At 49.0% G+C, this 17,632-nt stretch carries 13 protein-coding genes (1 of these 13 running past the window's edge); 3 read left to right on the forward strand and 10 right to left on the reverse strand.

Translation table 11 applies throughout. From position 1 onward, the window contains the following. The 3 genes in view from ilvC to ACJJIW_RS03325 are tightly spaced (at most 23 nt apart) and all read right to left on the reverse strand, a layout consistent with a single transcriptional unit that may run on beyond the window. A protein-coding gene (gene ilvC, locus ACJJIW_RS03315; RefSeq protein ID WP_282934339.1) for a ketol-acid reductoisomerase crosses the window boundary here: on the reverse strand, window positions 1-601 show its 5' portion. It extends 425 nt beyond the left edge of the window; only the first 601 of its 1,026 coding nucleotides appear in the window; the start codon lies at window positions 599-601; its stop codon lies off the left edge, out of view. 23 nt (window positions 602-624) lie between these two features. Next, the gene (gene ilvN, locus ACJJIW_RS03320; protein ID WP_282934340.1) at window positions 625-1,116 is read right to left on the reverse strand and encodes an acetolactate synthase small subunit; all 492 of its coding nucleotides are present in this window, start codon (window positions 1,114-1,116) and stop codon (window positions 625-627) included. Between the two features lie 11 nt (window positions 1,117-1,127). Next, a complete protein-coding gene (locus ACJJIW_RS03325; RefSeq protein ID WP_282934341.1) occupies window positions 1,128-2,864 on the reverse strand; it encodes an acetolactate synthase 3 large subunit in 1,737 nt (578 codons plus the stop codon). Window positions 2,865-3,315: 451 nt separating this feature from the next. Here ACJJIW_RS03325 and ACJJIW_RS03330 point away from each other — a divergent pair, with 451 nt between their 5' ends. Beyond that, a complete protein-coding gene (locus tag ACJJIW_RS03330; RefSeq protein WP_282934342.1) occupies window positions 3,316-3,783 on the forward strand; it encodes a DUF4124 domain-containing protein in 468 nt (155 codons plus the stop codon). 17 nt (window positions 3,784-3,800) lie between these two features. Here ACJJIW_RS03330 and ACJJIW_RS03335 read toward each other — a convergent pair whose 3' ends face one another. Then, window positions 3,801-4,880, reverse strand: coding sequence for a DUF4785 family immunoglobulin-like domain-containing protein (locus tag ACJJIW_RS03335; protein ID WP_282934343.1), 1,080 nt, complete (start codon window positions 4,878-4,880; stop codon window positions 3,801-3,803). A 30-nt stretch (window positions 4,881-4,910) separates the two neighbouring features. Next, on the reverse strand, window positions 4,911-6,128 hold the full coding sequence (locus ACJJIW_RS03340) for a hypothetical protein (RefSeq protein ID WP_282934344.1): 1,218 nt from the start codon (window positions 6,126-6,128) through the stop codon (window positions 4,911-4,913). A 255-nt stretch (window positions 6,129-6,383) separates the two neighbouring features. Here ACJJIW_RS03340 and ACJJIW_RS03345 point away from each other — a divergent pair, with 255 nt between their 5' ends. Then, on the forward strand, window positions 6,384-7,448 hold the full coding sequence (locus ACJJIW_RS03345) for a helix-turn-helix domain-containing protein (RefSeq protein ID WP_282934345.1): 1,065 nt from the start codon (window positions 6,384-6,386) through the stop codon (window positions 7,446-7,448). Window positions 7,449-7,464: 16 nt separating this feature from the next. On the opposite strand, the gene ACJJIW_RS03350 is transcribed toward ACJJIW_RS03345, so the two are convergent. The 5 genes from ACJJIW_RS03350 to rluD all read right to left on the reverse strand — a co-directional run bounded on the left by ACJJIW_RS03350 (window position 7,465) and on the right by rluD (window position 16,545). Beyond that, window positions 7,465-10,530 carry an efflux RND transporter permease subunit gene (locus ACJJIW_RS03350; protein ID WP_282934346.1) on the reverse strand — a complete coding sequence of 1,022 codons (3,066 nt, stop codon included), beginning with the start codon at window positions 10,528-10,530 and terminating at the stop codon, window positions 7,465-7,467. 18 nt (window positions 10,531-10,548) lie between these two features. Further along, complete coding sequence (locus ACJJIW_RS03355; RefSeq protein WP_444892745.1) at window positions 10,549-11,655, reverse strand: efflux RND transporter periplasmic adaptor subunit; 1,107 nt, start codon at window positions 11,653-11,655, stop codon at window positions 10,549-10,551. A gap of 207 nt (window positions 11,656-11,862) precedes the next feature. Beyond that, window positions 11,863-14,466, reverse strand: coding sequence for an ATP-dependent chaperone ClpB (gene clpB / locus ACJJIW_RS03360; RefSeq protein ID WP_413664319.1), 2,604 nt, complete (start codon window positions 14,464-14,466; stop codon window positions 11,863-11,865). Window positions 14,467-14,748: 282 nt separating this feature from the next. Next, window positions 14,749-15,516 (reverse strand): peptidoglycan editing factor PgeF, encoded by a 768-nt coding sequence (gene pgeF / locus ACJJIW_RS03365; RefSeq protein ID WP_444936696.1) that lies wholly within the window; start codon window positions 15,514-15,516, stop codon window positions 14,749-14,751. A gap of 75 nt (window positions 15,517-15,591) precedes the next feature. Beyond that, window positions 15,592-16,545, reverse strand: coding sequence for a 23S rRNA pseudouridine(1911/1915/1917) synthase RluD (rluD, locus tag ACJJIW_RS03370; protein WP_444936697.1), 954 nt, complete (start codon window positions 16,543-16,545; stop codon window positions 15,592-15,594). A 100-nt stretch (window positions 16,546-16,645) separates the two neighbouring features. Between rluD and ACJJIW_RS03375 the strand changes: the two genes are divergently transcribed. Continuing rightward, the gene (locus tag ACJJIW_RS03375; RefSeq protein ID WP_282934351.1) at window positions 16,646-17,596 is read left to right on the forward strand and encodes an outer membrane protein assembly factor BamD; all 951 of its coding nucleotides are present in this window, start codon (window positions 16,646-16,648) and stop codon (window positions 17,594-17,596) included. The last annotated feature ends 36 nt before the right edge of the window (window positions 17,597-17,632 follow it).

Below are 17,632 nucleotides of genomic sequence, written 5' to 3' on the forward strand. Positions count from 1 at the left end.
CACACAGAACAGCCTGCTCACCGAAGAGATCTGTTTCAGTCTCTTCGCGGAAATTGGTTTCAATAATACCTGAGCGGCCACCACCATTAGCTGAGGCATAAGACAGCGCCAAGTCTTTTGCTTTACCTGTCGCATCCTGATAAACCGCAATCAAGGTAGGGACACCGCCTCCCTCAAGGTAGGTCGATCGAACGGTATGGCCGGGCCCCTTGGGAGCAACCATAATGACATCGACATCCGCTGGTGGCTCAATCAATTCAAAATGCACATTAAAACCATGCGCGAAAGCCAGTGCTGCACCAGACTTTAAATTTGGAGCAACTTGCTCTTTGTAAATATTCGCCTGGTATTCATCCGGAGCGAGAATCATAACCACGTCGGCATCTTTCACCGCATCGACAACTTCAGCTACCTTCAAGCCCGCGCCTTCAGCCTTTTTCCAGGAAGCAGACCCCTCGCGCAACCCAACAACAACATTCGCTACACCAGAGTCTTTCAGGTTATTGGCATGGGCATGGCCTTGAGATCCATAACCAATAATGGCTACTGTTTTTCCCTGAATTAAAGAAAGGTCACAATCTTTGTCGTAATAAACTTGCATCGCTCAATTCCTGCTTTTTTGCTCTATACACTTAATACTTTTTCACCGCGGGCAATCCCGGAAACTCCGGATCGCACCACTTCCATAATTGTGTGCTCCCCCAGCGCCTGGAGGAACGCATCGAGTTTTTCGCCAGTTCCTGCCACCTGTACCGTGTACATACTGCTGGTGACATCGACGATCTGCCCACGAAAAATATCGACACTGCGCTTCACCTCATCGCGCTGGGCACCATTGGCTCGCACTTTCACCAATAGCAGCTCCCGCTCGATATGAGAGCCTTCAGTGAGGTCCACCAATTTCACAACATCAATAAGCTTGTTTAGGTTCTTGGTAATTTGCTCAATCTTGTGATCGTCACCAATCGTCACCAGAGTGAGACGCGATAAAGTCGCATCCTCAGTAGGCGCCACGGTGAGGCTTTCAATGTTGTAGCCACGCTGGGAAAACAAGCCAACAACACGGGACAATGCCCCAGGCTCATTCTCCATCAGAACCGAAATTATTCTACGCATCGCCCTACCCTTTAAGTTCTCTCAGTTTTGCTCAGCCACATGTCACGCATGGAGCCATTTGGTAGCACTTGCATGGGATAGACATGCTCAGATGGGTCGACGTACACGTCGATAAATACAGTGCGATCCTTAATTGCAAAAGCTTCTTGCAACTTGTTGTGTAGGTCTTCACGACGCTCCACTTTCACCCCGACGTGACCGTATGCCTCGGCGAGTTTCACAAAGTCAGGCAGCGATTCCTCGTAAACACTATTGGAAAGCCTTCCTTCATATTGCATCTCCTGCCACTGCTTCACCATCCCGAGAGCCTGATTGTTAAGGCAGAGGATTTTTACTGGCAAATGATATTGGGTAGCCGTAGAAAGCTCCTGAATACACATCTGGATACTTCCCTCGCCAGTTACGCACACAACCTCTTTATCCGGGTGAGCTATTTTCACCCCCAAGGCTGCCGGTAAGCCGAAACCCATAGTCCCCAACCCACCGGAGTTAATCCAGCGGCGCGGCTTATCAAAAAGGTAATACTGCGCAGCAAACATCTGGTGTTGCCCTACATCGGATGTCACAAAAGCATCACCCTCTGTGATGTCATACACCGCCTTGATCACATCCTGCGGCATTATCAGGGCACCATTAGTCTGATAACGAGGAGCCGTGTAGAGCCCGTGACGCTCACGCCAGTCATCGATTTGGCGCCACCAGTCAACTATCGCGGAGTGATCCGGCTGCTCATCATTGGCTTTCAGCGCTTCGAGCATCTCTCGAAGGACAGCCTGAACCGTGCCCACAATCGGGATATCGGCAACAATCGTTTTAGAGATCGAAGCCGGATCGACGTCGATATGAATAACTTTGGCACCCGGGCAAAATTTGCCTGGAGTATTAGTTACCCGGTCATCAAAACGAGCTCCTACAGCCAGGATAACGTCCGCGTGATGCATGGCGGTATTTGCCTCGAAAGTGCCGTGCATACCAAGCATTCCCAAGAAACGCCTGTCACTACCGGGAAACGCCCCGAGTCCCATCAAGGTATTAGTCACCGGGTAGTTCAACTTTCTAGCCAGCTCGGTGAGAAGCTCAGCGCCACCACCCTGCACCACTCCCCCGCCGGCATAAATCACCGGACGGCGAGCTGACAGCAGCATGGCAATCGCTTTGCGAATCTGGCCGCTATGCCCCTTACCGGCCGGGGTATAGGAACGCATCCGCAATTTTTCAGGGTAGTGGTAGGGGAATCTCTCCGCCGGGTTAGTTACATCCTTTGGAACATCAATCACTACGGGGCCGGGGCGGCCCGTATTGGCAATAAAGAATGCCTTTTTGACGATTGTAGGGATATCTTCAGCATTTTTAACCAAAAAACTGTGCTTCACGATCGGCCGCGAGCAGCCGACCATATCTGTTTCCTGGAACGCATCCTCACCGATCTTATCTCTCGGTACCTGGCCGGATATCACCACCATAGGAATAGAATCCATATAGGCCGTTGCGATGCCAGTAATCGCGTTCGTGGCACCAGGACCAGATGTCACGAGTACCACACCCGCCTTACCAGTAGACCGCGCGTAGCCGTCGGCAGCATGGGTAGCGCCCTGCTCGTGGCGCACGAGAACATGCTTTATCGACTTCTGCCGAAAAATAGCATCATAGATATGTAACGCTGAGCCGCCCGGGTATCCAAAAATCAGATCCACCCCTTCATCCTGCAGCGCGCGAACCAACATATCGCCGCCGGAAAGTAATTCCACTTGAGTCTCCTCAATTTTCCTGTTTTTTAGGATAGCCATCACCGAAAACGTATAAAACGCCTACTGACAAGAATGCCAGACAGCAATTATAGGGGAAAATGGTGACAAATATCAGCCTGTTGCGTGTTTTGCTGCCGATTTTTAGGATGAACTGATCGCGCATAAACACCCAACCCCAAGCAAAGCTATATAGGTTCACTTCAGGGTTAGCAGGCCTCCAGGGGTGAGGAGGGCCACTCAGTGGCATTTCGATGGAGGATGTTCCATCAGGATTAGACTCAAAACCACGGGTGTGCGGTGAAATCTAGTCACTGAGTAAACCCCCGATTTTGCCAATTGAGCCCTAGCTGTCAATAGGTGTCTGCGAAAGTGTTAAGACAGTTACGGGAAAACCCGCCAGTACCGGTACAATAAAGGGACGGAAGGAACACCAACACAAGGGGTAAGCACCATGCGTATCTTACTGGCGCTATTGATTGCAGTAACAGCTATAACCGCTCAAGCCGATGGCATCTATAAATGGGTAGATGAGAATGGCGTTGTCCATTTTGGTGAACAACCTCCAGAAAATACTCAAGTGGACGTAATCAAAAAGCCCAGGTCAGAGCGGTATAAAAAGTGGGAAGCTGAACAGAAGGCCGCCAGTCCCCGAGAACCAGCTGAACTATCAAAGAGAACCGTAGCCAAGCAACCTGAAAAGCAGCCCGACGTACGTCAGCAAGAGCAGGAAAAAGTAACGCAAATGCAAGCCGCTCTTCGCGCTAGGCGCTGTGAGTCAGCTCGAAAATCTCTGAACTCCTTGACTGCGAATTCTCGCGTTCGCGAAGTCGATCAAAATGGAAATTACAGAAGATTGGGTGAAGATGAACGGCAGCAACGTATAGCTACCGCTCAACAACGTATCCGGGATAACTGTTAAAACCTTCCATATTCTCCCTACATTTCCTGGTAGGGCCTATCAGTAAATTGATCCAGGCTATAGCGTTCAGTGTAATAGCCTGGCTCAAAAGCACTATCCCTTGCCATAGGTACCGTCACCCTGGCAATACTCAATTGTTTCACCAGGTAGGGGCCGTCCTGCCCGGCATCGCGAATCAAGAGCCCATAAAACTCTAGGGGAATCCAGTGCCGCCCCGCCGTTAACTCAAGAGCATTTTGCGTTGTGCCTATCGGGGATTGCTCATCGTTATAAAGGGAGCCCTGAAAATAGTAGCGCCCCTCTCTGCTGATATCGACTTCCGCCTCAATTAATAAATTGCCATCGGCAGTAACAGAATCCCGCAGCGATCCTGTATAGCTTCCCGTATCCTCAGAAAGGGTGAATGCTGCCGCATCGCGGAGACCATCAATATCCGTATCCACAATGACCTTAAAAATACCCGCTTCCAGCACCTGGCTATTAAAGGAGCCCGCCTCCATCAATACCTCGTAGATTAAGTCTCCATCCGAATCACTAAAAGCCAAGGTACCCACGACTTGTTGGTCTTCGTAAACCAACAACGCAGTCAAGTCAGCACTGACTCGATCTCCATCACTATCGGTCTGATAGGCAAAAACCCGAATAGTATCCCCACGCAAATAAAACTTTTCATCTGTCCATATAGTCAGAGAATCCCCTTCCTCACTGTGAGTGGTTCTTTCATCCACCGCAAATGTCTGAGTAATCGGGTCCTGTTCAGGAGTTTTAATTGCTCGGTTTTCTGGCGGATAGCGATGAAAGCGGGCTAGATCCGAGAGAAGGGATTCGTGTAACTCAGTCTTGTTGGACAGGGAGTGAATTCCCTTCCATAGTTTTACAGACTGATCCTCTTCCTCTTTCTCCAGTCCCGCCGGCTCAACGTTATCTGGCTTACGACTTCGGATAGATCGCTCTTCAGCTTTCGCTTTGGCTATAACAGCGGGCGCTGCCTCTTCACCACCAGACAGGGCCCAGTAACCCACCAATCCAGTAACTACGGCCAGTACACCCCAGCCTGCCAGCCGGGCCTTTGAGCGATCTTTGTTTGATGTGGACATCAATACCTCCGAAGCCTTTTATTTTTTTAGTTAATTCGTGCAGGCTGAGATTCTACCCGCGCTGTTCTTTCCTGAACCACAGTCCAGTCCATCGGGAATAGAATCATAATCGGGGGATAGAATGCCACCGTTACGCTGCGCATCATGATCTGTATAGATACTGGCCAAATTGTAAGATCGAGCAGTGCCTTTACTCTCGTTGTCACAAGAGAAAATTGCACTGCCGTAAGCTACGCCAAACAGGGTTTCATATTCCTTTAGATTTGACCATAGATTACGCTTGGCTGACCCTGAACAGTTCATTTGTGAAGCTAAATTGATATAGCCGTCATCCTCACCATTCAGCAGCATGGAGGTAGCACTTTCCACCCCCGGGAAGGCTGCGTAGCCTCCAATGGTATACACTGGTGCACCGAGGTTAGTCCCTACATAATTTCTTACCGTGTAAACATCATTGGTTTGCATATAGCGAACCGCTGAACACTCACGCCCCAAAAATAGAGCATTGACCAGATCGTCATACCAGCTTCCATTACATATCCGATCAACACCTTCTGTACCGGTAATAGCACCTCCTGTGGTGAAAATTGCAGCAACACCGCTGATAGCCGTATCAAAAGCAACGCTCACTGCGTAGCTATCATCAAGCCCAGCTACTCGAACCTCTTCTTCGACTGTTTTACAAGATTTACTGCCATACCAAGTGGTAGAACATTCTTTAACTTCTTGAATTTCTGTATTGGTATCGAATTGGTTGTAGGCGCGATTGTAATATGGGGATCCTTCAACAGCGTTACCCGCGATATACATCATTTGAGCAGCACCCTGGCTGTGGGAAATAATCCAGAAAGTGTCCTCTGCCGAGCACTGGTTTTCGTGCTCAAACCGATCCCCCTGACCAGAGCGGATCTCTATAATTTGACGAGCAATCTCCCCCGCAGTCTCATCATGCCAATAGGGAAATTCACCTTCATCAGTTGAGTTATAACCGACAACGCCGTAATTGCCGCCATCAACTAACAATTGTTCAATAAAATCACTGCTAGAATATTCGTCGAAAACCGCCTCACTCCAATAGTCCAGTGCTGGCTGCACTAAACTCCCATCATTACTTTCACCTGTAGTGTGTCCTTCGACTCCGTGTCCATGAACCAGGATATAACAGTTTTCCGCTACCGCTGATGAAGCTCCAATTATCGCCGAGAAAAAAATAGACAGGCTTGTACCCAGCCTTTTAGACAGTGCCATTGTTATTTTCCTTTATTGTTTTAGTAAGTGGTAACTCTCGTGACTGAAGAGTTTTAAAAAATCTGAATAACGCAATGTACAGCAGACGACTAAAACTTATCCTTTACGCTCTATTTGGGAATAGGATTAAAGGCGCCAGAGGGGGGTCGAATCCGCCACGCGAAGCGACCAATTCGTCATATTCCTCAATTTATACTCGTGCTTTGAGGCGCCTTTGCTATGATGCCGGCAACGCCACCCGGACGGCAGTAAGTCATGAGAGACCAAAATAAAAATATGTCCGGCCATGCCGGCGTGCCCAAGATATTTGCGCCTTACTTTGTGGTTGCCGCCGCCAGGCTCGGCATTCCCACAGAGGCGCTAATTGAACGATTGCCATTCTCATTTAGCTGGAATCCAGGAGAGAGTGAATGGCTTAATTACAGTGAATTCAATGCTCTAATTGAAAGCATACTGGCGCTATCCCCTGTTACTTCACCAGGTCTCAGCTTTAGTCGCTTCCCAATTATGCTTTGGCTTGAAGAAACTATTATCGAAGCTCAGCCCTCCTTGAGACGGCCGAGGGAGATCTTTCGCCCTGCAGAAATTGTACTCTCACAAACCCTAGCCCCCCTCCTGCGGTTCCAGACTTACCAGGAAGCCGATGCGGAAGTACTCACACTCAACTGGCAGCAGGAACTCTTTAGCGCTCCGGTCAATCATTTTATTGCTGAAATGCTGATGAGTCGTGGAGTAGATCTCTTGCGCACTCTTAACCCGAGGTTTCCCGAGGTCCGGGGATTAAAGTTACGCAGTGAAAAGCCAGAGGATGACTCTATCCACAAGAGGATTTTCCAGTGCCCAATTGAATTTTCCGCTGATGAAAATGCGATTATCCTGGGCTCCCAGATACTGGACTTCCCTATACCCAGTTACCATAAAATCATTCGCAGCCAGAGCCGAAATATTTTAAAGGCAGTTTTGCACAATACTTTGACCAGCTATAACCTGGCAGCCAGTTTGCGAGCCTGGCTCGAGAAGCACTTGCTCAGTGAAGAAATCACTATCAAACAAGCCGCAGCCCACTTCCGCACCAGTGGCCGCACTTTACAGCGCAGATTGAGAGAACAGGGAGTAACATTCCAGCAGCTTAAAGACAGTGTTACGCTATCTCTGACCAAGAAACTCCTTCTCTCAACCAGTGATTCCGTAGAAAGCATTGCGGTACAACTTCATTTTGCCGAACGCGCAGTATTTACCCGCTTCTTTAAAAAACATGAGGGAGTCACCCCTTCCGAGTTCCGTCGCAGTAATGTCGGCAGAGATATTTTCGAAGCGTAAATAAGTGTAAAGAGACTCAGGAGGCCGCTACAGCCTCCGCCTCAAAATTCCGCCCAAGATACATATACATCGCCGGCACGACAAATAAAGTAAATAACGTTCCAATTGTCATACCGGTCGCCACTACCAAGCCCATTGCAAACCTTGCTCCTCCACCTGGCCCCGACGCTATTAACAATGGAACCATCGCCAAAACCAGAGATGCAGTAGTCATTAAAATCGGTCGCAAACGGATTGAAGTGGCCTGCTCAATCGCTGATCGCTTATCAAGCCCTGAGAGCTGTAACTTATTGGCAAACTCCACTATCAGAATGCCGTGTTTGGAAATAACCCCAATCAGGGTAACCAGGCCCACTTGTGTGTAAATATTGAGGGTCGTCAATCCTAGACTGACGAAAATCATCGCTCCGCAAACACTCATCGGTACGGTGACCAACATAATCAAGGGATCGCGCCAGGATTCAAATTGAGCAGCTAACACCAAATAAATCACTATCAAGGCAAAGAAAAAGGTAACCACCAAATCTGATCCTTCAGTTTTGAATTGCCTGGACTGCCCCGAGTAATCTACAGAATACTCGACTGGTAAGATTTCTTTAGCCGCATTATCCAACACCATCAATGCTTCACCCAACGTAATCCCAGGGCGTGGCACACCCGAAATAGTGACGGCATTTAATTGTTGAAATCTCTTTAGTTGCTGTGGTTCAACGGTTTCCGTGAGCCTTATCAAAGTACTCACAGGAACCAACTTGTCGTTTACCGCCCGAATATAATATTGCTCCAACTGATCAGGGGTTAGGCGGTCAACTCTCTCGACTTGAGGGATAACTTTATAACTGCGGTTATCCAGGGAAAAACGGTTAACATAAGCCCCGGATAACATCGCTCCTAAGTCACGACTCAAGTCCACCATTTCCACACCCATACTGGCCGCTTTATCACGATCAATTTCTATTACAATTTTTGGTTTATCAATTTTCAGATCAGAATCTAGAAAAATAAACTTTCGACTCTCAAGGGCTCGGGTCATAATATCGCTTGCCACCGATGCCAGATTCTCCATGGGCTCTGTAGAACCGATAACAAATTCAACCGGAAGCTGCCCTCCCGCAGTTGGCAGACTTGGTGGTACCACAACGGCTATTTTTAGCCCGGCTATTTGCTGCACATCACTGCTAATCAACTCCTGCATCTTTTCCGTATCACGGTCTCTCCCTTCCCAGGGAGCCAAAACAAACCCGGCTACCGCATTATTAACACCACTACTGAAGGTGCCCGCCCCATTAAGCAGAAAAAGATTTTCAACCTCAGTAAATCTCTCAGCAATGACATTAAGTTCACCACTGTACTGTTCAACATAATCTAAAGTTGCGTAAGCATCGGCAGTAGAAATTGTAAGAACAAGCCCCCTATCCTCTGTAGGTTCAAGCTCTTGAGGGGACGTCACAAATAAGAAGTAACAACTTATCAATACAATTAAGCCGAAAACCAAAATAACTCGGCGCTCATCAAGAGAAGAATGGAGCGATTTTTCAAATCTCGTCTGAAGTCGATTAAATTGGCGTTCCAGCCAAATTTCAAACCGGGTACCTCCACCATCGCGAGGCTTTAATATTTTCGAGGCCATCATGGGAGATAAAGTAAGAGCGACCACTCCAGACAGTAATACGGCGCCAGCTAGGGAAAATGCAAACTCTATGAATAGGGTCCCGGTTAAACCACCAAGAAAACCAATAGGAATATATACTGCAATTAGCGTTGTAGTCATAGCCACTACAGGCCATGCCAACTCTCGAGCCCCTACGATCGCAGCCTCTTTTGGAGGCAAGCCCTCTTCTATATGTCGATGGACATTTTCCAGAACAATAATGGCATCATCAACAACAATTCCGATTGCCAGAACCATGCTTAGTAATGTGAGCAAGTTGATGGAAAATCCCATTAAAAACATTAAAAAGAATGCACCAACAAGAGAAAGCGGTAGTGCAATTGCTGGAATTAATACGCTGCGAACTGACCCCAGAAACAAATAAATCACCAAAATTACTATAAATACTGCTTCAACAATTGTTTTGACGACCTCTTCAATGGAGTCCTGAATATATTCAGTACTGTCGTAAGGAATTTCACCTAGCATACCCTCTGGCAACTGTGGAAAAATTTTCTGCTCCAACTCCTCGCGTACTTTTTTAATAACTTCAAGGGAGTTCGCATCGGGTGCCACCTCAATAGCAATAAAAGTGGCAGACTGCCCGTTAAAAGTTACAGAGCTGTCATAGGACTCAGCTCCTAACTCTATCTCCGCTACTTCACCTAGACGAACCAGCTTATCCCCATCGGATCTAACCACTAGCTTGCGGAAATCCAACTGACGTGCAATATCTGTGTCCGCACGTATTTCCAGTGCCACACGGGTTCCCTTTGTCGAACCAACTGCCGACAGAATATTATTATCCCTGAGCGCATCAGAAATATCTGCAGGTGTGACTTCCAATGCCGCCATCTCTGTCGGCTTTAACCAGACTCTCATTGCAAAAGTACTGTCACCCAAAAGGCGAGCTCGCTGCACACCAGCTATAGTCGCCAATTTAGGTTGAACAACGCGTGTCAAATAATCCGTAATTTGATTATTAGCGAGAATATTTGAGGAAAAAGAAAGGTACATTGCAGCAGTGGTTTCTCCCTGCTGCATTTCCACGCTGGAATCCTCTGATTCATCAGGCAATTCACTGCGCAGCTTATTTACCTTGGCAACGACCTGAGTTAACACTTCATTTGGATCGTAATCAAAACGTACATAAACGTTTATCGTCGAGAGACCTTGCACGCTGGTGGAAACCATGTAATCGATACCATCTGCAGTAGCAATCTCCTGCTCAAGCGGCGTAGTAATAAACCCCTGCACTAGATCTGAGTCGGCACCAACATAAACGGTGGTTACTGTAATAACTGCATTTTCAAGTTCCGGGTACTGCCTGACATTTAATTCCGTTAGCGACCTTAAACCCAATAGAAAAATAAATAGGCTGACTACGCAGGCCAACACTGGCTTTCGAATGAAAATCTCTGTGAAATTCACAACCTATAAATTCCAGGTTTAACTATTTTCCGGTGTGGGGTCTGCGCTTTCTGGGGGTTGATTCTGATTATTGATAACCGCTTTCTCTCCATTGCGAAGTTTAAGTAATCCGCTGCTAGCCACTATGTCACCCACCAAAAGTCCTTGTGTAATTTCAACTAGATCCCCACGTTCCTCACCAGTTTTCACAAATCGTTTAACTGCGACCATATGCTCACCATCTTTATCGGGCTCCAACACAAAAACCGCCACCCCATAGGGAGCAAAAGCCAATGCGGTTCTGGGAATAACGAGCACTTTTCGCTGTGCACTTATCTTTACGGATACTTGGGCAAACATTCCAGGACGTAAATCGTGTTGGGGATTTTCCAGAGTAGCTTGAATCAGAAAATTTCTACTCGCACTATCCACTTGGGGGTCAACAGCAGTAATTCTTCCTTCGTAGGTATTTTTAGGGAAAGCATCTGTTGTCAACTGAATAGCAAGCCCAGCCTTAACCAAGGCATATTTTTGTTCAGGGAGCGAAAAATCAACAAAAATAGGATCAAGTTGCTGTAGAGAAACAACAGACTCCCCCGGACTTACATTCTGCCCAAGATCGATTTGTCGAATTCCCAGTACTCCACTAAACGGCGCCACGATAACTCGCTGATCCACCCTGGCCCGTTGCACTTCTATATTGGCAACCACCTGGTCCAAAGTACTGCGAGCGCTATCCAAATCTGCTTCGGTTGTTACACCTCGCCCCAGCAGAGTCTTGATCCGCACGTAATTGCGACGGGCCAAGCGAAGCTCTGCATCCAACACCTGCAACTGCGCCTTTTCCGGTTCTGCAAAAATTTCCGCCAGTAAATCGCCCTTCCTAACATGCTGGCCCGACTTGAAGTGAATAGCGCTGATAACCCCCTGAGCTTCGGTAGTAACCTCTACGCCATTAACAGCTCGAACAGTGCCTATTCCTTTCAGGTCTTCCTTCCAATATTGAAACTGGGCGGTTGCTGAAGTCACTGTGGCCGCAGGCAGGGCTAAGTTGTCTATAAACTGATTCACCATATGCCTGCCAATAAATTTATAAGCAAAAATTCCGCCGAAGAGCAAAAGGCATCCCAGCAGCATTAGCAACATACGCTTACTGATATCAGGCCCCCGTAAGGTGTCGTCAATAAAAACTATAAACTGATACTTGCAAGGGAAACTATGCGCTACGGAGGGATGCCCCTCTACGTAAATATCCGAGCAAACGGATTAGCGCACCTGTGAGTATAGATATGGAGAGAGTGAGGAATCGGTGGGAGTTAAGGGGTGCACTATATGGCACCCCCAAGTGCTTTTTTATCGGAATACGGCTTTATCGCCTTCAACATCCGCGTGGATCGTTGCTCCAGGGGAAAACTTACCGGCGAGAACATCTTGCGCCAGCGGGTTTTCCAGCCATACCTGAATAGCACGCTTTAATGGCCGTGCACCATAAACGGGGTCGAACCCAACTTCTGCTAATTTATCCAGCAGGCTTTCAGATACCTCTAATTTCAGGTCTCTCTCTGTCAGTCGGCGGCAAAGTTGTTGCAACTGAATTTCGGCAATAGAGCGTACTTCTGCCTTATCCAGTGGATGGAAAACAACCACTTCGTCAATACGATTTATGAACTCCGGCCTGAAATGGTTCCCCACCACTTCCATCACCGCACTTTTCATCTGTCGATAACGAATTTCAGCGTCCAGGTCATCACCATTTTCCGCAGTGGCGTATTTTTGAATTAAATCTGAGCCAAGGTTTGAAGTCATTACGACAACGGTATTACGAAAGTCCACCGTGCGCCCCTGGCCGTCGGTCAGGCGGCCATCATCAAGAACCTGTAAAAGAATATTGAATACATCGGGATGCGCTTTCTCTACTTCGTCTAATAGCACAACAGAATAGGGCTTTCTTCGCACCGCTTCAGTCAGGTATCCCCCTTCTTCATAACCGACATATCCGGGAGGTGCGCCAATCAGTCGGGCCACAGAGTGCTTCTCCATAAATTCCGACATATCGATACGCACCATGGCGTCTTCTGTGTCAAACAAGAACTGAGCCAATGCCTTGCATAATTCCGTCTTACCCACACCGGTTGGGCCGAGGAACAAGAATGAGCCATTGGGTCGGTTGGGATCAGCTAGCCCCGCCCTTGAGCGGCGTACGGCATTAGCAACCGCTTCCACCGCTTCCCCCTGTCCGATGACCCGCTTGTGCAACTCATCTTCCATTCGCAGTAGCTTTTCACGCTCACCTTCGAGCATCTTAGATACAGGAATACCCGTCCAGCGGGATACCACTTCAGCCACCTCTTCATCGGTAACCCGATTGCGCAGCAGGCGGGGTTCTTCAGAAGCTTCAGCGGTAGCGGCACTTTTAAGCTGTTGTTCAAGTTGTGGAATTACACCGTACTGTAATTCAGACATTCTATTGAGATCACCTGCACGCCGTGCAGACTCCATATCGAGCTTGGCCTGCTCGAGCTTTTCCTTGAGGTCGTGGCTGCCGGCAAGCTGTGCCTTCTCCGCCTTCCAAACCTCTTCAAGGTCGGAGTATTCCCGCTCCAGTTGTAGAATCTCTTCTTCCAGTTTCGACAGGCGTTTTTTAGTCGCCTCGTCATCCGTATCCTTTTTAACCGCCTCACGTTCAATCTTTAATTGAATCAAACGGCGCTCCAATTTATCCATGGATTCCGGTTTGGAGTCGATCTCCATGCGTATCCGGCTGGCGGCCTCATCAATAAGATCAATCGCTTTATCTGGTAATTGACGATCAGTGATGTAACGCTGCGATAATTTTGTCGCCGCAATAATTGCAGAGTCGGTAATATCAACACCGTGGTGTACTTCGTAGCGTTCTTTTAATCCGCGCAGAATCGCAACCGTATCCTCTTCCGTTGGTTCATCAACCAGCACTTTTTGGAAACGCCGCTCAAGTGCTGCATCTTTTTCAATATATTGCCGATACTCATCCAGAGTGGTTGCACCGACACAATGTAATTCCCCGCGGGCCAAAGCGGGCTTCAGCATATTTCCCGCATCCATGGCCCCCTCAGCTTTACCGGCACCCACCATCGTGTGGATCTCATCGATAAAGAGAATAATGCGACCTTCCTGTTTGGATAATTCGTTGAGTACCGCTTTTAATCGCTCTTCAAATTCTCCACGAAATTTTGCGCCCGCTAACAATGCCCCCAAATCCAGGGAAAGAAGTCGTTTGTCCTTTAACCCTTCCGGCACTTCACCATTGACGATACGTTGAGCGAGCCCTTCAACAATGGCAGTTTTACCAACACCCGGCTCACCAATTAGTACAGGGTTATTCTTGGTACGCCGCTGTAAGACTTGAATCGTCCGCCGTATTTCATCATCTCGGCCGATCACCGGGTCAAGCTTGCCGGCCAGAGCCCTCTCGGTCAGGTCGAGAGTATATTTATCCAGCGCCTGGCGCGCTTCTTCCGCATTGGGGTCATCCACTTTTTCGTCGCCACGCACTTTTTGAATTGCCGCCTCTAATTGTTTAATGTCGCCGTTGGCATTTAAGATTTTGGAAATCTCTCCCGCCGCAGAGTCGAAAGCCGCCAGTAATACAGTTTCACTGGAAATAAAACTGTCACCATTTTGTTGGGCTCGCTTGTCCGTGAGATTCATTAAGCGCATTAATTCCTGGGACATCCCCACATCACCCGTGGGGGAAGTCACCCGCGGCAAGCTATCCAACCGCTTAGCAAGATCATTGCGCAACCCGTTTAGGTTAAATCCTGCCTGTGACAGGAATGCGGGTACGCTTCCGTTGTTCTGGTTAAGCAGTGCCAGAATCAAGTGCTCGGGATAAATCTGGTTGTGGTCGCGCCCTACCGCCAGGGATTGCGCATCAGCAAATGCCGCCTGTAGCGGGTTTGTCATTCGGTCAATTCGCATGAACGAAACCTCTTTTACTCGATTTTTTCAAAAGCGCTGCAATAGTGGCACTAATTTGCCTTTTACATTCGCTATGGTACTGACAAGTAAAATAGGGGCGCAGGAAGGGTTTTCAATGATTTAAATCAATAGCGGCATTTATTCTATGCAAAGTGGTTTTGCGGCAAATCTATCTCTTATAATTTTTACAGCTCAGTCAACACCCAGCCTTGTAATTGCCCAAGCTGCCCCAATATTATCGATTGGCTTACACAGAAAAAATAAGCCATCTAGAACTTCAATTCAGTCTTTATCCTGCCATATCAAAGTTGCCATACGACCGGTTTCAGACTCTCTGCGGTAGGAAAAAAACTTCTCAGGTTCTGACATTGTGCAGAGCCCCCCACCGTACACCTCGCCAATCCCCAGCTCTGCCAACTCCGCACGAGCCAGGGCGTAAATATCTGTTAAAAAGTGCAGTGGTTTCTTAGTGTGTGGGCGGAAACAGCTAGCGATTTTTTCTGTGTGCCGACTGCTAATTGCATTTTCAAAGAATGCCTCGAGGACATCGATTCCGGTTTCAAAGGCCTCCGGGCCAATCGCTGGGCCCAACCAAGCCATCAACTCCTCAGGATCACACTTCATCGCGCGTACAGTGTTGCGCAATATACCACCGGCCAATCCGCGCCACCCGGCATGGGCTGCTGCTACACGGGTACCACTCTTATCGCTTAGCAAAACAGGCAAACAGTCTGCGGTTAACACGGCACAGACAACACCTCTTTTCATGCTAAAGCAGGCATCTGCGGTTCGAACTAAGGCGTCATCACTTGCCTCGACTACCTTGTCGCTATGGATCTGCTCCAGCCACTGCGGTTCTGAGGGCAACTCAAGCTCCCCTCTCAACTGTTGGCGATTGGCAGTAACAGCTGACTCCTTGTCCCCCACGTGAGCAGCAAGGTTAAAGGAGGAGAAATGGCCACAACTTTGGCCCCCAGTGCGTAGCGTCGTCACCGCCCTCACCCCTGCGGGTGCGGGCCAGTCGGGTATCAGGTAGTGGTTACTTGGCATTGAGATATCTTGCTTTGCGAAATTGTCCTTTCGAGAACCGGCGATAGGTGCCCAGGCGAATTTATAACCGGTACTTCAAGGCTCATCAGCGCGCAACTGATCGAGCAGTGCTTGCATGTCAGCAGGCATTGGCGCACACCAATGCATGTCCTGTCCACTGGTGGGATGTACTAGCGCTAATTCAGCCGCATGCAGAGCCTGCCGAGGGAAGCTCTGGAGAGCTTCAACAAGGTCTGCCGAGGCCTCTGGAGGCAACTTTGGGCGGCCTCCGTAGAGTGGATCGCCCACGAGCGGGTGCCTGATATGGGCCATGTGTACCCGAATCTGATGAGTACGACCGGTTTCCAGCTTGCAGCGTAAGAGCGTGTAAGCGCTGTAACGCTCCTGTACACGATAATGAGTGATCGCCTCTTTGCCGCCAAAGTCCAAAACAGCCATCTTGAGACGATTTTGACGATGCCGACCGATGGGCGCATCAACACGACCCGCAGTGGTGATATATCCTTGGACCAAGGCATCATACTGTCGACTCACCGTTCTCTGCTTTAATTGATCCACGAGGTGAGTCTGAGCGGCCAAAGTCTTAGCCACAACCATTAGACCACTGGTGTCCTTATCCAGCCGGTGCACAATACCCGCTCGGGGTATCAGCTCCTGTGCTGGATTATGGTAAAGCAGACCATTGAGCAAAGTGCCATCGGGGTTACCAGCAGCGGGGTGGACTACGAGGCCCGCAGGCTTGTTGACCACCATCAGGCAGTCATCTTCGTACATAATGTCCAGGTTGAGGTCCTGGGCTGTCCAGCTACCCTGGGGTTCCAGCTCTGCACGAAGCTGGATAAGCTCACCGCCAAAGAGCTTGTCCTTGGCCTTAGCTGGGGAGCCGTTCAGGGTAAGCTGGCCGCCTTTGATCCACGATTGAAGGCGCGCGCGCGAAAAATCGGGAATTAATTCGGCTGCAGCCTGGTCTAAGCGTCGACCAGCCATATTGGCAGGGACTTGAATATCTAGTTTTAGGTGTTCAATCATTAATCAATTGCAAATACTTTGGGCAGCTCCGCGACTGTGGTTAAATGTCCGACGCGCCAGGTTAATACTGGTGGGTAGTTTAATAAGGTAGAGTGTAAGAATGATAGAGCGAGGGGCTATGCAGACCTGGAAAATGCTGTGGCTGGCCTTGGTGTCCGCAATATTGGTTGCCTGCGCCAACACAGATGATTCGGAAGTGGGCTTGCCCACCGGTGCTCGCACAGAGCAAGCATACTACGAGATGGCCCAGCGACAGCTGCGAACCAGCCAGTGGGATCTTGCCATCAGAAACCTACGTGCCCTGGAAGATAACTTCCCATTCGGCAACTACGCGGAACAGGCTCAGCTCGAGCTGATCTATGCCTACTACCGCAACTATGAGAACGACGCAGCCATTGCCGCTGCAGACCGCTTTATCCGCCTGCACCCCCAGCATCGCAATGTCGACTATGCCTATTACATGAAGGGGCTATCCTCATTTACCGAGGGCACGGGTCTGTTCGAGCGCTTTATGCCGACTGACTTAACCAGCCGCGATCCAGGCTCGGCGCGGGAGTCATTCGCTTATTTCTCCCAGTTAATGGCTCGCTACCCTGAAAGCCGCTACGCTCCAGACGCGCAAAAGCGCATGATCCACTTGCGTAACCTGCTGGCCCGCTATGAAGTTCACGTGGCCAACTACTACTTTAAGCGCGGCGCCTACCTCGCAGCAGCCAATCGCGGCCGCTACATTGTGGAAAACTTCCAGCAGACACCCGCAATTCCTGATGCCCTGGCCGTTATGGTTCAAGGTTACCATTTGATGGAGATGCAAGATCTTGAGGCTAATGCCCTGGATGTGCTGCGCAATAACTATCCAAAGCACCCCGCTTTTAACGAAGACGGCACCTTCAACTACGACTTTTACAAAGGCCCGAGCGGCCGCAGTCTAGTGCACAGGGTCACCCTGGGCCTGTTTGAAAAATCTGATCCGAGGGGCTTTGACAGCCGGGAGCTCTATAACCCCGAATACAACCGGGACGAAACTCCTCTGCCTCCAGAGCTTCTGTAACTTATCACTTTAAAATAGAAACGGCGCCATTCGGCG

The organism is Microbulbifer maximicatervae (SeqCode), assembly GCF_052467815.1.

Coding starts and splice junctions, on each gene's coding strand:
- ilvN (WP_282934340.1), bottom strand. CDS start 1,116: ATGCGTAGAATAATTTCGGTTCTGATGGAGAATGAGCCTGGGGCATTG.
- rluD (WP_444936697.1), bottom strand. CDS start 16,545: ATGATTGAACACCTAAAACTAGATATTCAAGTCCCTGCCAATATGGCT.
- ACJJIW_RS03335 (WP_282934343.1), bottom strand. CDS start 4,880: ATGTCCACATCAAACAAAGATCGCTCAAAGGCCCGGCTGGCAGGCTGG.
- ACJJIW_RS03355 (WP_444892745.1), bottom strand. CDS start 11,655: ATGTTGCTAATGCTGCTGGGATGCCTTTTGCTCTTCGGCGGAATTTTT.
- ACJJIW_RS03345 (WP_282934345.1), top strand. CDS start 6,384: ATGAGAGACCAAAATAAAAATATGTCCGGCCATGCCGGCGTGCCCAAG.
- ACJJIW_RS03340 (WP_282934344.1), bottom strand. CDS start 6,128: ATGGCACTGTCTAAAAGGCTGGGTACAAGCCTGTCTATTTTTTTCTCG.
- ACJJIW_RS03330 (WP_282934342.1), top strand. CDS start 3,316: ATGCGTATCTTACTGGCGCTATTGATTGCAGTAACAGCTATAACCGCT.
- pgeF (WP_444936696.1), bottom strand. CDS start 15,516: ATGCCAAGTAACCACTACCTGATACCCGACTGGCCCGCACCCGCAGGG.
- ACJJIW_RS03375 (WP_282934351.1), top strand. CDS start 16,646: ATGATAGAGCGAGGGGCTATGCAGACCTGGAAAATGCTGTGGCTGGCC.
- clpB (WP_413664319.1), bottom strand. CDS start 14,466: ATGCGAATTGACCGAATGACAAACCCGCTACAGGCGGCATTTGCTGAT.